The organism is Polaribacter atrinae (genome assembly GCF_038023995.1).
Classification (GTDB): domain Bacteria; phylum Bacteroidota; class Bacteroidia; order Flavobacteriales; family Flavobacteriaceae; genus Polaribacter; species Polaribacter atrinae.
In genome coordinates this window covers 682,485-697,038 of record NZ_CP150660.1, presented here as the reverse complement: position 1 = coordinate 697,038, position 14,554 = coordinate 682,485, and the positions used below count along the sequence as shown (strand labels likewise).

14 protein-coding genes are annotated in these 14,554 nt (G+C 29.4%); 3 read left to right on the top strand and 11 right to left on the bottom strand.

What is annotated here, in order from left to right; all coding sequences use genetic code 11:
* Positions 1-49: 49 nt before the first annotated feature.
* Complete coding sequence (locus tag WG945_RS03210; RefSeq protein ID WP_068448140.1) at positions 50-859, bottom strand: alpha/beta hydrolase; 810 nt, start codon at positions 857-859, stop codon at positions 50-52.
* Between the two features lie 390 nt (positions 860-1,249).
* Here WG945_RS03210 and WG945_RS03205 point away from each other — a divergent pair, with 390 nt between their 5' ends.
* A complete protein-coding gene (locus tag WG945_RS03205; protein ID WP_231874537.1) occupies positions 1,250-1,558 on the top strand; it encodes a dihydroorotase in 309 nt (102 codons plus the stop codon).
* Positions 1,559-1,681: 123 nt separating this feature from the next.
* Here the strand turns inward: WG945_RS03205 and WG945_RS03200 are convergent, their stop codons facing one another.
* The 9 genes from WG945_RS03200 to WG945_RS03160 form a co-directional block, all read right to left on the bottom strand.
* Positions 1,682-2,422, bottom strand: coding sequence for a YoaK family protein (locus tag WG945_RS03200; protein WP_068448138.1), 741 nt, complete (start codon positions 2,420-2,422; stop codon positions 1,682-1,684).
* 263 nt (positions 2,423-2,685) lie between these two features.
* Positions 2,686-3,474, bottom strand: a complete 789-nt coding sequence (locus WG945_RS03195) for an anti-sigma factor (RefSeq protein ID WP_068448136.1) — start codon at positions 3,472-3,474, stop codon at positions 2,686-2,688.
* Between the two features lie 3 nt (positions 3,475-3,477).
* Positions 3,478-4,008, bottom strand: a complete 531-nt coding sequence (locus WG945_RS03190; RefSeq protein WP_068448134.1) for an RNA polymerase sigma factor — start codon at positions 4,006-4,008, stop codon at positions 3,478-3,480.
* 123 nt (positions 4,009-4,131) lie between these two features.
* Positions 4,132-5,406, bottom strand: coding sequence for a hypothetical protein (locus tag WG945_RS03185; RefSeq protein WP_231874535.1), 1,275 nt, complete (start codon positions 5,404-5,406; stop codon positions 4,132-4,134).
* Positions 5,407-6,078: 672 nt separating this feature from the next.
* On the bottom strand, positions 6,079-7,158 hold the full coding sequence (locus tag WG945_RS03180; protein WP_068448133.1) for an exonuclease domain-containing protein: 1,080 nt from the start codon (positions 7,156-7,158) through the stop codon (positions 6,079-6,081).
* Between the two features lie 23 nt (positions 7,159-7,181).
* Positions 7,182-7,853: a YggS family pyridoxal phosphate-dependent enzyme gene (locus tag WG945_RS03175; protein ID WP_068448130.1), complete on the bottom strand. Its 672-nt coding sequence runs from the start codon at positions 7,851-7,853 to the stop codon at positions 7,182-7,184.
* 145 nt (positions 7,854-7,998) lie between these two features.
* Positions 7,999-8,952, bottom strand: a complete 954-nt coding sequence (locus tag WG945_RS03170; RefSeq protein ID WP_068448128.1) for a D-2-hydroxyacid dehydrogenase — start codon at positions 8,950-8,952, stop codon at positions 7,999-8,001.
* A 93-nt stretch (positions 8,953-9,045) separates the two neighbouring features.
* Complete coding sequence (gene serC / locus WG945_RS03165) at positions 9,046-10,113, bottom strand: 3-phosphoserine/phosphohydroxythreonine transaminase (protein ID WP_068448126.1); 1,068 nt, start codon at positions 10,111-10,113, stop codon at positions 9,046-9,048.
* Between the two features lie 84 nt (positions 10,114-10,197).
* Positions 10,198-11,259 (bottom strand): acyl-CoA reductase, encoded by a 1,062-nt coding sequence (locus WG945_RS03160; protein ID WP_068448125.1) that lies wholly within the window; start codon positions 11,257-11,259, stop codon positions 10,198-10,200.
* A 70-nt stretch (positions 11,260-11,329) separates the two neighbouring features.
* On the opposite strand from WG945_RS03160, the gene WG945_RS03155 reads away from it, so the two are divergent.
* Entirely contained in the window at positions 11,330-11,680 is a 351-nt protein-coding gene (locus WG945_RS03155) for a 4Fe-4S dicluster domain-containing protein (protein ID WP_068448123.1), read from the top strand.
* A gap of 57 nt (positions 11,681-11,737) precedes the next feature.
* Here WG945_RS03155 and WG945_RS03150 read toward each other — a convergent pair whose 3' ends face one another.
* Positions 11,738-13,252 carry a carboxypeptidase-like regulatory domain-containing protein gene (locus WG945_RS03150; protein ID WP_082864158.1) on the bottom strand — a complete coding sequence of 505 codons (1,515 nt, stop codon included), beginning with the start codon at positions 13,250-13,252 and terminating at the stop codon, positions 11,738-11,740.
* A gap of 153 nt (positions 13,253-13,405) precedes the next feature.
* Here WG945_RS03150 and ychF point away from each other — a divergent pair, with 153 nt between their 5' ends.
* A complete protein-coding gene (gene ychF / locus WG945_RS03145) occupies positions 13,406-14,497 on the top strand; it encodes a redox-regulated ATPase YchF (protein WP_068448121.1) in 1,092 nt (363 codons plus the stop codon).
* The last annotated feature ends 57 nt before the right edge of the window (positions 14,498-14,554 follow it).

Sequence of the window (14,554 nt, the reverse complement as noted above, 5' to 3'; positions counted from 1 at the left end):
TAATAGGCATTTTTATTGTTTGTAAAAAAGGATAATTACGCTGTTTTAATTAGTTGTTTAACGCCCAAGTAAATGCTTTTTCTTTGGTTGCTCTAAAAATGGTGTTGTGTTGTTCATTAGGAGCGTCTGTATATTTCCAAATTAAATTTTTATTAGACTGTTCTAGTTTGTTGTTTAAAGCTCTTGTATTTTTAGAAATATCAACAGCATCAGAACCCGCGAACCAAAGTTTTTTCTGATGATTGTAATTACTTTTAGATAAAGCTTCAAAGTTTTTAACTAAATACGCTTCATTAAACCATAAAGAAGGATCTACAGCAATATAAGTGTCAAACATACTGTTGTCTAAAAGAAATGTTTCTACAACAAACAATCCTGCTAAAGACTCTCCAATAATTGCCTTTTTATCTAGAGTTCTATAGTTTTTATCAATCGTTACAAATACTTCATTTTTTATAAAATCTCTAAAGTTGTTTGCGCCTCCAGCATTTGGTATGTAACTTAAATCATATTCAATTCTTGTAGGACCACATAAATCCCTTCCTCGTTGTGTGTTTTCTATTCCAACTAAAATATAAGGAGGAATTTTGTTTGCAGCAATTAATTTAGATAACGTATTTGCAATGTGCGGAAAATCTTCTTTAGTTCCACCATCTGGCATATATAAAACAGGTAAACTATCTTGTGTTTGGCTGTAATTTGGTGGTGTCCAAATATTAATTACTCGGTCTTCATTTACATATTTAGAAGCAATCGTTAAGCTATCGTGTTTAGGAATTGGATCGTTGTAAACGATACCTTTATTTTTACAACCAATGGTAAATGTTGTAATTAATAAGTAAAAGATTATATTTTTCATGGATTATATTTTTTATAGAAATGATGAATTCTTTTAATAGCATTGTAAATTATTCCGTGGCTAATATAATATTTTTTATAAAGAAGTAATGTAGTGTCTGTATATCAGTAAGTTGTAGTCCTCAATATTTTAATAATTTTTATAAAAATTAGCTGGTTGCAATAAGATGATAAAGATAAAAAAGTAATAATTTAAAAAAGACTTAATTATTGCCATACTTGTTTATTAATGGGATAAAATTTAATTATTACACAATAAAGATTTATTATTTTTTAGATATTGCTAATTTCTAGTTTTTCATTATTTTTGATTATATGTAATAATTTTAATTTTTATCTTATTAAATTTAACATTTTATTCAGTTTCTTATTCATTTTTTTATCAAGTATTATGTACGCTCAAACCTCAAATTCAAACATCAAAGTTGGTGATGTTTTTGTAATAGGAGAAGTGGAGAATAATAATTATGAACACATTGATTTTCCTAGAGCTAACTTTATTATAAAAAAAGGAGGACTTGCTAATTACAATATAATTAAAGGAGAAAAGGTTCAAATAAAATCAATCAAAGAGAAAGAAAATGGAGATTTTGTTGCTACAATTGAATTAGCATCTAAAAAGAGATTTTTTAATAGTCATAAATACGTGAAAGTAAATATTAATGAAGCTATATCTCAAAAAGAGTTATTAGTGAATTAAAAAAGAATATTTTTTATAAGTAAGGCTTTCTATTTAGGAAGCTTTTTTTTTTGTTCAATATTAAAAAAAAAGTAATTTAATAGGAGGGAAGCTTTTTAGGTTACTCATCTAATAAATGGTCTATTAGATATTTCTCTTCTGATTGTATTTACGTTTCGCTTTTATTACTTTAGATCTAAAATCATCAAAAAATAAACTTGCTAATAAAAGCAATGCCGCAAAAATTAAAGTATTTAGCTTTAAATCTATTTCAGAATATAAAAAACCACCAATTAAGCCACAGGCAAAAAAGAATAGAATAATGTAAACTCGAAGTTTAATATTAGATTTTAATAGTTTTTTCTGGTTTGCTAACTTAGGAAAACACAATAAGGAAAGATCGATTCCTAAGTCGGTAAACAAACCTGTTAAGTGTGTAGTTCTTACAACGGCATCAGAAATTTTTGTTACAAAGGAGTTTTGTACACCCATAGCAAAAAGCAACAAACAGATAAGTAGGTTGGTATATTCTAGTTCCATAAAATTGCTAATTACGCCTATAGAAATTAAAACTAGGCATTCAATAACTGTAGGCAGAACAAATACATTTAACCTTTTGTTTTCTCTATATTTTTCTATTAAAAAACTAGATAAAAATGAACCAAATAAAAATGAGAAAATATATAGGAAGTAGATGGTTCCTCTCCAAAAATCAAAATTGGCAAAGTCATAAATAAACAGTGCAAAATGACCTGTAACGTTTGTTGTTAGTTGTTTAAAAGCCAAATAACCAGTAACATTAACAATTCCCGCTACAAAAGAAAGTATGGTTGCAATTCTTAAATTATGTTTTAAAGTTCTGCTTTTACCTTGATGTCTAAACATTTGTTTTCGTTTATTCTAAGCTTTTAATACATTTTATAGTGTATTAAAAGTCCATAAAGTTCAGAATTATAAAGTAGTTCGCGAAATTAGTTTTTTTGGTGATAATACATTTAAATAAAACTATAAGTTCTTAAAAAAAAGTAAAATTACTATAGCTTCTTAAAATTAATTTACTGCAATAAGTGAAATGCTAAAACAGGCTTATCGTTACAATATTTCATATTGTTTAGAAAAGGACTTGAAAAAATAGTTAGTTCTAAGAATTAAGAATTTACTGCTACCGCACCTAAAGTATACAATTGCTCTAGATTAGGAGATTCACTACCACCTGCGGGTTCTAAAGTAATACCAAAAGCTTCAGATTCGTTTGCGTTTTCTATGGTAAATATTTTGTTTGTATCTGCCATAAAAGTATCTATTGTACCTAAACTCGTTGGTGTTAAAGGACTTAATTTTAAAGACCAAACTTGATATACTTTTCCTTTTGGAGGCTCTGGTAATCCTTTAGCATCTAAATAAATACTCTTTGTTTTTTTATCCCAATATACCTTAGCGTAAGAAGTTGGAGACACTTTTTGACCCGCTAGAGGCACAGAAACAATGTCTTTATCTCTAAAGATGTCAATTAATTTTTCTGCTTCTGCTAAACTGTTAGAAGCTTTGTCTATTTGTTCTTCTAATTGTTGTTTTTCTGTAGCAACTTGTTCTTTAAGTTGGTTATTTTGAGATAATGTCCAAATAAGTACACTTCCTATTAATAAAGAAGCTGCCCAACCAGCGTATTGCAACCAATTTGTTTTAGGTTTTGTAATAGAGATTACTTTTGTGTCTTCTACTTTTAATTGATTTTTTATTGCAGAGAAAGAATATGACGCATCTTTTTTAGCGGCAGCCGTTAGTTTTGTAATCGCTTTTTCAATTGATTCAACTTCGGCCAACACTTCTGGGTATTCTTTAATTTTAGCGTGCACTTCCTCATTTCCCTTTTCAGAAAGCGAGCCTGCAACATACAGTTCTAAAATTCCAGATGCTATGTATTCTTTTATATTCATTACTTAAACTCCAAGCATAGTACGTAATTCGCCTATACAATTTCTATTTCTTGTTTTTATAGTACCAATTGGCATTTCTAATTCTTCTGACGCTTCTTTTTGTGTAAACCCTTTAAAATATAATAATTCAATTACTGCTTTACACTTGTCTCCTAATTTGGTAACAAACTCTTTTAAGCCAATTGTATCAGTTGTAGTATCTAAACTATCACTGGTTTCTAATATACCTACGAAAAAATCTGCGTTATGGTTTTGTTTAGACTGTTTAAATTTTTTAGACCGTGTATAATCAATCGCAGCATTTCTTGCTATGTTTAGTAACCAGGTAAAAAAACGACCTTTAGAAGAAGAATAAGTATCTGCTTTGTTCCAGGCCTTAATAAAGACATCTTGAGTAATTTCTTGAGCAACATCGTCATCTTTAACAATGTTATTTACAATACCAGATATACTATCACAATACATGTTGTAAAGTTTTTCATACGCTTTCACGTCTTTTTTCTGAAATTGTAAAATTAGTAGCTCTAAATCCATAAAGTATATCTGTGGCTAATCTATTAAAATAAATTGAAATGAGGCTGTTTATTATATCTTAATAAAATTTCAATCTCCATTTTAGATTTATTTATAACTATTAATCAATAATTTTTAATGTTTTTACTTTTTTTCTAGAATGATATATCCGCTTTCTGAAACAATTATTTGTTTGTAAAACTCCTTTAAAGCATAATACTCTTCTACCGGGAAAATTCTTTTAGAGATTTGAAACCTTGTTAGAATACTAATAGTATTTCCTTCTTTTATGGTTTTAAGTATAAATCTACCGCCTTTGTTAGGTAATGCAATTGCTTTCTCTTCGGGTAATTTTGCAATGGTGTAATTTTCTGGTATGGTTAAACGTAAGTAATAATTGTTTAATCTAGCATATGCAAAATCAACAGGGTAATTTCTTTCTTTTAATTTAAAAGGATTTTTTTCAACTCTATGAAATAGAAAAGGGTTAATTCTTATTTTATTTCCTAAAACTTCATCGATTTCTAATCGGATTTCAAATTTTTCTTGTAATTTTTTATCCAATTCATCTAAACCTCTTCTTTGATATTCTTCTACTTCTAGATTTGGGTTTTGAGCTTCAAAATCTTCTAAATATCCTTCTTCATTGGTCAATGACATTTTTTTTCTCTGCTCAACTGCTAAATACCCATTTCTAATCATCATTAATTCTCCTGTAAACACACCTTCTTCGTTTAAAGTAAGTTTAGAAGTTGTGTTTAATGATGATTGGTATTTTGGTTTTAAAGTTACCCAAGAGCTTTCTTCTTTAAAGTTGATTATTCTTGCATCTCCATTTAAAGTTCTATAAGGTATTTCGCCAAAGGGAATAAATCGGTCTGTTGCGTCTAAAAAATAAGGTTGTTGGTCTATAATGGCTTGTACAATTACATAATTATAGTCATAGATTACCGGAAATAATTTTGTGGGTACACCATGTTCTCTGGTAGATAAAACAACTAAATTAGCGTCTATGTCGGCAGCTTTTAGGCTATTGTATAAAGAGATATTTACCTCACCAACATCTCCAGATTTTTCTTCAAAAGCATTTTTTATTTTTGCATCTTCATTTGTCCAATACTTTTTATTCCAAGTAAAATGATTTTGAATAAAGCTAAATATTTTTTTTGCTTTTTCTAAAGTATTTTGAGTTGCTAAAATTTCTTCTGGAATGTTTTTTTTGAAAAAACTCTTTTTAGATGTCTGGTTGTTAAAAAATTGGTCCTTTAAGGTTTTGTCAGCTTGTTTCCATGTAGTTGTTAAATCGTCTATTACACCTCTGTAGCTTGTGATAGATTTTAAATCGAAACAAATTCTTGAAATGTAATTTTTTTTACTCAACATGTGTTCCTCTTCCTTAAAAGCCGGAATATCATTCATTCCGTAAGAATAAACAGCACATCCTCCTTCACCAATACCATCAATATAAGCACATTTTTTATCTATAGAAGGTTCGTCTTTGTCTAGCTTTAAATAACCAATAATTCTAATATTATATTGGTAGTTTCCTAAAATAGAAGCGTCAAATTCACTTTTTATTTTTGGAATGTCAGATTGAAATTCCCAATCATTAATACTTAAATACGGAGATAAAACACTGTATTTATATTCTATAACAGATCCTTCTTTTATATTAGGCAGTGTAAAGCTTTTAACGGTCCAAGTATCTCGCTCTTTAGTTGTAAAGATATTCTTATCAGCAAGTGTAGTACGGTTTATGGTGCCGTTATCATTAAGGTTATAGGTAATAGCACTAATGTCTTTTATTCTCTGCTTTTCATATAGGTTAATGGTAATATCTGCTAAATTAAAAGAAGCTTTATCTAATATTTTAATTCGATAATAATAATCCGTTCTAGGAATTTGATCATTATCTCTGTCAGGGTATCTGTTTGCGTGCTCGTATAAAACAACAGCAGTTGCTGTAGAGTCTTTATCTTAAACAGTCATTTGTAATTCCTCTAAAGTGGTTTTACCCATTTTAGTAGTTTTGCTATTCTGTGCAAATATAAAACTTGTGGATAGTAGGAGTAGTAGTGTAAAAATTTTCATTTACAATCTAATAATTTTCTGTACTTTGTTCTTATTGATGTAATTCTTGATAATATTTTTTGCTTGAATTTTGTTTTCAATAGGGGTTAAGACCTTTTTTAAAATATCTAACCTATTCTCTTGATTGCTTAAACTGGTATAGCCAAAACCAAAAACTTCGTTGTTTTCTATTAAAATCACTGCATTTTCTTCTACTTCCCTTCCTTTTTCAATGATAATAAAATCTTCGTTATTAAAGTCTTGAGTAATAAATTTCGGTGTCTTTTTAAAATTAAACTTTGGCGTTAAAACTTCTAATTCTATAGCGTATTTTAAACGGGTAAAAAGTTCATTTCCTGTTTTATCAAAAGAAATAGATTGTGCTCTTTCTTGAATTTTAACCGCTCTTTTGGTTACTTTTAGAAAAAGGTTGTTTACTTCCGATTTAATGTTTTTTCCTTTTCCTATAAAAATTACTCTTCCTTCTTTATCATGAACGTAAAAAACACCTTGTACCGTTGGTATTTCTTCTATTAAATTTCTTAATTTTTGCTTTTGATGTCTTCTATCGAAATACTTGATAGAACTTTGTATAATACTTTTATTCGTATCTTTCTCTAGCAACAATTTAAATAATTGTACGGTTGCCAATGCGTCTCCAGAAGCTCTATGTCTATCTGTAATTGGTATTCCTAAAGATTTGGTAAGTTTCCCTAAACTGTAAGAAGGTTGGTCTAAAATTAATTTCTGACTTAATTCTACAGTACACAAGGTATTTCTATTAAAGTCATACCCTAATCTATCAAATTCTGTGCTTAAAATTCTATAATCGAAAGTAGTATTGTGGGCCACCAAGATGCAATCTGAAGTAATTTCTATAATTCGTTTTGCAACTTCATAAAATTTAGGTGCATTTCTAAGCATTTTATTATTAATGCCTGTAAGTTTTACCACAAATTCTTGAATGGCTTTTTCTGGGTTTACTAAGGTAATGAATTGATCTACTGTGGTGTGACCGTCAAATTTATAGATAGCAATTTCTGTGATGCCTTCTTCATTAAATTTACCGCCTGTGGTTTCAATATCTAAAATTGCGTACAATGTCTTTTTCTTTTACGATAAAATTAAGCATTATAATTTCTTTGACCAAATATAGAACTACCAACTCTTACCATATTACTTCCATTTTCTATAGCAAGTGTATAATCTCCACTCATTCCCATAGAGAGTGTTTGTAATTCGCAGTTGTCAAGATCTACTTGTGTTTTCTTTAAATCAAAGAAGGTTTTTAGTGAAGAAAACTCTTCTTCTAACTGTTGCTTATTGTCTGTAAACGTGGCCATTCCCATAAAACCTGCAACTTTAATGTTTTTTAATCCAACAAGTTCTTCAGATGCTAAAATTTCATCAATTTCATCAAAAGAGAAACCAAACTTAGTGTCTTCTTTGGCTATTTTTACTTGTAATAAACAGTTGATAACTTTATCATGTTTTTTTGCTTGCTTGTTGATTTCCTTTAAAGTAGAGAATTTATCAACCCCATGAATTAAATCTACAAAATGTGCCATGTACTTTACCTTATTACTTTGTAAATGACCAATCATGTGCCACTGAATGTCTTTTGGTAAAGCGTCGTATTTATCCACCATTTCCTGAATTTTATTCTCACCAAAAATGCGCTGACCAGCAGCATAAGCTTCTTGTAAGTCTTCTATAGGTTTGGTTTTAGAAACGGCAACTAAGGTTACGTTTTCTGGAATTGATTTTTTAATTTCTAAAAGGTTTTCTTTTATCATGTGTTATTTTTTTGTCATTCTGATGATGAATAAAGAAGAAACTAAACGTTAATTTGGATGAAATTTCGAAATCGTCTTAAAAAACTGATTTGTTTGATGTAAACAGGTTTCGAAATAACATCCATTTTTAGTATTTAATCAATTACTAACTTTTTAACAAAGCAATAATCTGATTTGCCAATTCAACTCCAATTCTATCTTGTGCTTCTTTAGTTGCAGCACCAATATGCGGAGTTAAAGAAATTTCTGGGTTCATTAATAATTGTACAGCTGGCGTTGGTTCGGTTTCAAAAACATCTAAACCTGCAAATTGTACTTTGCCACTTTCTATGGCATTTACTAAATCTACTTCGTGTAAAATACCACCTCTTGCTGTGTTTATAATACCTACACCATCTTTCATTTTTTCAAACTCTGTTGCAGTAATAATATAATCTTCTTGATCTGGAGTGTGTAAAGTAATAAAATCAGACTCTTTTAAAAGTTCTTCTTTATCAACAGTATCAATCACAAAAGTTGTTTTTTGTCCGTTAAAAAACTCTAAGGTTATTGGAGCACTTGTTACTTGATCGTCAGTAGCTAAAACATTCATTCCTATTCCAATAGCAATTTTAGCAACTTCTTGTCCTATACGTCCAAAACCGATAATACCAATAGTTTTTCCTCTTAATTCAATTCCTTCAGAATAAGCTTTTTTCAATTCTTTAAAACGAGAATCTCCTTCTAAAGGCATTTCTCTATTAGAAGAATGTAAAAAACGAGACATCCCAAAAAGGTGTGCAAAAACCAACTCTGCAACAGAACCAGAAGAAGCTTTTGGAGTATTAATTACTTGTAATCCATTGTCTTCTGCGTATTCTACATCTATATTATCTAAACCAACACCACCGCGGCCAATCAATTTTAAGCTAGGGCAAGCTTCTATTAATTCTTGTCTTACTTGGGTAGCACTTCTTACTAGAATTGCATCAACATTATTTTCATTGATATAATTTTCTAGTTGATTTTGTGCAACTTTTATGTTTAGTACTTCAAATCCTCCTTTTTCTAAAGCATCAATTCCGCTTTGAGAAATTCCATCGTTTGCTAATATTTTCATTCTTTAATATGGTAGGTCATTCTGAAGCTTGAAATTATGTGCCAATCTTAATCGTAAGACACCTTCAAATCATTCGGAATGACGATTTATTTTTTATTTTTGGGTTCTTTCTAATTCTTGCATTACATCAACTAAAGCTTGCACACTATAAAGAGGTAACGCATTGTACATGCTTGCTCTATAACCACCAACACTTCTGTGACCATTGATACCGCTAATGCCTGCTTCTTTACACATGGTGTCAAACTTTTCTTTTAAAGATGCATCTGTTAAATTAAAAGTTGCATTCATTGTACTTCTGTCTTCTGTTGCTACAATTCCTTTAAATAAAGGATTTCTGTCAATTTCTGTATATAAAAGAGCGGCTTTCTTATTGTTTACTTCTTCAATAAATTTAATTCCACCTAAATCTTTTAACCATTGTAGAGTTAACATAGAAACATAGATGGCAAATACAGAAGGTGTGTTAAACATGCTGTCTTTATCAATATGCACTTGGTAGTTTAACATAGAAGGAATATGTCTTTCTACTTTTCCTAAAATTTCTTCTTTAATAATGACCAATGTTGCACCTGCTGGCCCCATATTTTTTTGAGCACCTGCGTAAATAAGATCAAATTTTTCAAAATCTAATTGACGAGAAAAAATATCTGAACTCATATCACAAACAAAAGGAATGTTCGTCTCCGGAAAGTCTTTCATTTGTGTACCTGCAACAGTGTTATTACTTGTACAGTGAAAATAATCTGCGTCTTCTGGTATTGAGTATCCTTTAGGAATATAGTTGTAACCTTTGTCTTTAGAAGAACCAACTTCTACAACTTCACCAAAAGCCTTTGCTTCTTTTTGAGCTTTATCTGCCCAAGTACCGGTGTTTAAGTAAGCTGCTTTTTTATCCATTAAATTGTAAGCAACCATTAAAAACTCTAAACTAGCACCACCTTGTAAAAACAATGCTTTGTAGCCTTTATTTTCTAAACCTAACAATTCTAAAGCCAAAGAACGCGCTTTTTCAATTACCTCTACAAAAGGTTTACTTCTGTGAGAAATTTCTATTAATGATAAATTATCATCATTAAAATTTAAGATTGCTTCTGAAGCTTTTTGCAATACCTCTTGTGGTAATATACAAGGGCCTGCACTAAAATTATGTTTTTTCATTTTTTTGTTTTTTCTGAGTTACAAAGTATTAAAGTTTCAAAGTAAAATTTTGCTACTCTGCAACTTTGCACATTTGTTACTAATTTATATTGTTGATAAAAATTCTAATGTATTTACACCATCTGCATAATCGGTTAACTCAGGATGTTGAGTTTGTCCAAAAGCAATTTCATTTTCTATAAAATTCTTAGCAACAATACATTGAATTTTATCTTTATCTTGATGTAATTTTATTTTTAAATCTGTTTCATTGTCATAATATTCATAGAAAATTGTGGCAATAGGAGAGGCGTAGCTTTCATCTTCTTTAATCATTAGAAATCCGTTTTCTAACAAATCAAATAAACTCATTAAATACACCGCTTTGTTATAATCGTAATTATTAGCATATTTTGCATTTTCAATGATGTCTTTTTTAGCATACATTCCTGTAAAAAAAGTATCAAAATCATACCCTTTTGGCACATATAATTTAGATACAGATCTACACCCTAAACCAAAATATTGAAAAACATCATCAGATAATTTAACAAAATCTTCTTCGGTTTCTTTTCCGGTGATAACCGCCACAGAGTTTCTACTTTTTCTGATAATATTGGGTTTGTTTTTGAAATAATATTCAAAATAACGCGCAGTATTATCGCTTCCGGTAGCAATAACGGCATCAAAATCAGTTAGTTTTTCTTCTGTAAAAGTGATTTTTCCTTTAAAAAGAGGTTCTACGTACTCTAAATACTTTGCTAAAAAGGGTAATAAGTGTTTATCACTAGAAGATTGCTTTACCAACACCGAATGCCCTGATATTAATACCGATAAAAAATCATGAAAACCTACCAATGGTATGTTTCCTGCCATAACAATAGCTACTTTTTTTGATGATTTTATACCTGAATCAAAACTTTCGGTAAACTTGTTTAAGTTGTTTTTTGTTAATGCTTTGTGTAAACTATTTAATGAGAATAAAATATTGTCTTTAGTAAACCAAGAGTTCTTTTCTTGAGCTAATTTTATCTGATGTAAAAAGCCATCAAAAAAGATTTCATTATGTTCAATATTATCGATTTTTTTTATTTTATCGATAGAAAACTGACCTAAAAAGGCGCCTAATTTTGCGAAAGCAATAATTCTGTTTTGAATACTATCCATTTATTTTGGTTGTCTATTATTTTGGCTTTATTTTTGCAATTGCAAAGGTACAAAAACAGAACAGAAAATTATGGCAATTATAATAACAGATGAATGTATAAATTGTGGGGCATGTGAACCAGAATGTCCTAACACTGCAATTTACGAAGGAGCAGATGATTGGAAATATTCAGACGGAACAGATTTAAAAGGCAATGCGGTTTTACCAAATGGTAAATCTGTAAATGCAGACGATGTTCAAGAACCAGTTTCTGATGAAATTTATTACATCGTTCCAGATAAGTGTACAGAATGTAAAGGTTTTCATGATGAGCCACAATGTGCTGCAGTATGTCCTGTAGATTGTTGTGTACCAGATGATGATGTTGTAGAAACAGAAGAAGAATTGTTAGCTAAGCAAAGCTTTATGCATAACGACTAAATAAGATATTTTTAGAATATTAAAAGCCCCCAAATCATTAGATTTGGGGGCTTTTGTTTAGTTGTATTGTGTTAAATATTGGTTTATTAAAACTTTATTTTTCCAACTAGAAGCTTCATAGGCTTCTTTGGTCAGGTAAGAAGTTCTTTTTTTATAAGCCTCTTTAATTTCTTCTTTGCTTTTCTTTTTAAAGCTATCCGAATCAAAATCGGTTATATTATTTACAAAGGTTTCTCTGTCTTCACTGATATTTATTTCTATCTTAATATTAAATTTTACTTTGTTTCTGTCTTTCGCATTTTCTATAAATTTTATAGGCCTATCTATGTATGCATAATTTGTTTTAGTTTCTTTTATATAAGCAGTATAGATGTTATTGTTTTCATTTTTTTCATAGTAAATAGTAGCGTTATGCTGGTTTTCGGAAAACTTAATACCTAATAAAAATTTTAAATTAAGGTGTTGTCCGCGTTTACCTTCTGCATACTTGTATTTTATTTTTTTGATATAAAAATCGGTTGGATCAATATACATTGTACCCGAATATTTAGATTTTGATTTGTTTGGAGTAAAGGAAACTACATAATACTTTTTAGTGCCAAGTATTTCATTTTCTTCTAATTGATGTTCGTAATATTTCTGATCAAGAAAGTTCTTTTGAGGTGAACTGTTAAAAAAGACACTTCTATATTTTATATTTCTAAGAGGGTAACTTTGGTTGTAATCGCTAAAAGTATTGTCTTTTGCTAATGAATCTGTAACTCTAGCTGTTTCAGCTAAAGATAAAGAGTCTTTTAATTTAAAAAGTCCAGATTTAACTTTGTAGGTGTTTTTAGAACTTAAATGTTTTAAAACTACGTTTTGCAATCTTTCAGAGATATTTTCTAAGGTAACACCGTTTCCGATATCTATTTTTTTATAACCCTGAATATCTTCTACTTGATAAGAGTCTACTTCTTTTTTACGTTCTTCAGAGTAAAACTTTTTATTTAAAATAGTTGCTTTAAATTCAGTACCAAAAGCAGGTTTTTTATTCTGAAGATTATTTGCAAATTGTATCAATTCTTTTTCTGCTAATTTTCTTTTTTTTCGACTTAGAAGAGAGCTAGAATTTAATTCAAACTCTAATTTTTTAAAGTCCAAATTTTGATTCTCTATAGCATATACATCTTGTTTTACTGGCGATGAAAGATAGTGCTCTTTCATGTTTAGTGCTGTTTTTACCAATAAGCTATCTAAAGAAACTTTGGTAAGGTTTAGTTGAAATTCATCTAATTGATTTACGTTTTCTTGTAAGTTTACAATGTAATTATCTTTTATCAACTGATTTTTTGTAATTGTTTTAGATTCATATCCTAAACAAGAAATAGAAATGGTAAGTACATTATTTAAATTTAATGTGTAAGTACCAAATTCATCAGAAGTTGTACCTGATTTTGTGTTGGTAATAATTGCTGCTTTTTCAATGGGTTCATTAGAATTTAGATGAATTACTTTACCCGTAATTGTTTGGGCATTTAGTACTGCGATGTTAAAAAGTAGTAATGTAAAATAGAGTAGTTTTTTTATCATTTTTGTTTATTTTTCTTTAAATGTATGCTTATTCTATATTTATAAATAAAACTCATTTTAAGTTTAACAAAGTATTATATTTGCATTCTTAAAACTTTAAGAGAGTTTATTAATTTTTAGTTAAAACTTTCTTTTGAAGCAAAAATTATTTACATGAAAGCCGGAATTGTAGGATTACCAAACGTAGGAAAATCAACTTTATTTAACTGTTTATCAAATGCAAAAGCGCAAAGTGCCAACTTTCCTTTTTGTACAATTGAACCAAATTTAGGAGTTGTAAACGTGCCAGATACACGTTTAGAAAAATTAGAAGAATTAGTTGTTCCAGAAAGAGTTCAGCCTGCTACTGTAGAGATTGTAGATATTGCTGGTTTGGTAAAAGGAGCAAGTAAGGGAGAAGGTTTAGGAAATCAGTTTTTAGCAAATATTCGCGAAACAGATGCACTTTTACACGTAGTTCGTTGTTTTGATAATGATAACATTATTCACGTAGATAGTTCTATAGATCCTGTTAGAGATAAAGAAACAATTGATATTGAATTACAATTAAAAGATTTAGAAGCAGTAGAAAAACGTCTAGAGCGTGTAAAAAGAACTGCTAAAACTGGTAATAAAGAAGCGCAAGCAGAATTAGTAGTTTTACTTAGAATTGAAGAAACTTTATTAAAAGGAATTTCTGTAAGAGCTTTAGAATTTACAGAAAAAGAAATGGAATTTGTACAACCGTTACAGTTTATTACTTTAAAACCAGTATTATATGTTTGTAATGTAGATGAAGGTTCTGCAGTTTCTGGAAATGCATATGTAGAAAAAGTTAAAGAAGCTGTTAAAAATGAAAATGCAGAAGTTATTGTATTAGCGGTTGGTACAGAAGCAGATATTACAGAATTAGATGATTACGAAGAAAGACAAATGTTTTTAGCAGATATTGGCTTAGAAGAAGCTGGTGTTTCTAGATTGGTTCGTTCTGCATATAAATTATTAAACTTACAAACGTATTTTACAGCAGGTGTAAAAGAAGTTAGAGCTTGGACAATTCCTATTGGTTCTACTGCGCCGCAAGCAGCAGGTGTAATTCATACAGATTTCGAAAAAGGTTTTATTAGAGCAGAAACTATTGCTTATGAAGATTTTGTTACTTATGGTTCTGAAGCAAAAGTAAAAGAAGCTGGTAAAATGAAAGTAGAAGGTAAGGAGTACGTTGTTAAAGATGGCGATATTATGCACTTTAGATTTAATGTGTAATTAAGTATACTTGATAATATAAAAAAAATCCCAATGAGAAATCATTGGGATTTTTTA

Excerpts from the sequence above, each read along its gene's own strand:
- WG945_RS03200 (WP_068448138.1), bottom strand. The coding sequence starts at position 2,422 with ATGTTTAGACATCAAGGTAAAAGCAGAACTTTAAAACATAATTTAAGA.
- WG945_RS03170 (WP_068448128.1), bottom strand. The coding sequence starts at position 8,952 with ATGAAAATATTAGCAAACGATGGAATTTCTCAAAGCGGAATTGATGCT.
- WG945_RS03190 (WP_068448134.1), bottom strand. The coding sequence starts at position 4,008 with ATGGATTTAGAGCTACTAATTTTACAATTTCAGAAAAAAGACGTGAAA.
- WG945_RS03155 (WP_068448123.1), top strand. The coding sequence starts at position 11,330 with ATGGCAATTATAATAACAGATGAATGTATAAATTGTGGGGCATGTGAA.
- WG945_RS03210 (WP_068448140.1), bottom strand. The coding sequence starts at position 859 with ATGAAAAATATAATCTTTTACTTATTAATTACAACATTTACCATTGGT.
- WG945_RS03185 (WP_231874535.1), bottom strand. The coding sequence starts at position 5,406 with ATGAATGATATTCCGGCTTTTAAGGAAGAGGAACACATGTTGAGTAAA.
- WG945_RS03160 (WP_068448125.1), bottom strand. The coding sequence starts at position 11,259 with ATGGATAGTATTCAAAACAGAATTATTGCTTTCGCAAAATTAGGCGCC.
- serC (WP_068448126.1), bottom strand. The coding sequence starts at position 10,113 with ATGAAAAAACATAATTTTAGTGCAGGCCCTTGTATATTACCACAAGAG.
- WG945_RS03205 (WP_231874537.1), top strand. The coding sequence starts at position 1,250 with ATGTACGCTCAAACCTCAAATTCAAACATCAAAGTTGGTGATGTTTTT.
- WG945_RS03150 (WP_082864158.1), bottom strand. The coding sequence starts at position 13,252 with ATGATAAAAAAACTACTCTATTTTACATTACTACTTTTTAACATCGCA.
- WG945_RS03195 (WP_068448136.1), bottom strand. The coding sequence starts at position 3,474 with ATGAATATAAAAGAATACATAGCATCTGGAATTTTAGAACTGTATGTT.
- WG945_RS03175 (WP_068448130.1), bottom strand. The coding sequence starts at position 7,853 with ATGATAAAAGAAAACCTTTTAGAAATTAAAAAATCAATTCCAGAAAAC.
- ychF (WP_068448121.1), top strand. The coding sequence starts at position 13,406 with ATGAAAGCCGGAATTGTAGGATTACCAAACGTAGGAAAATCAACTTTA.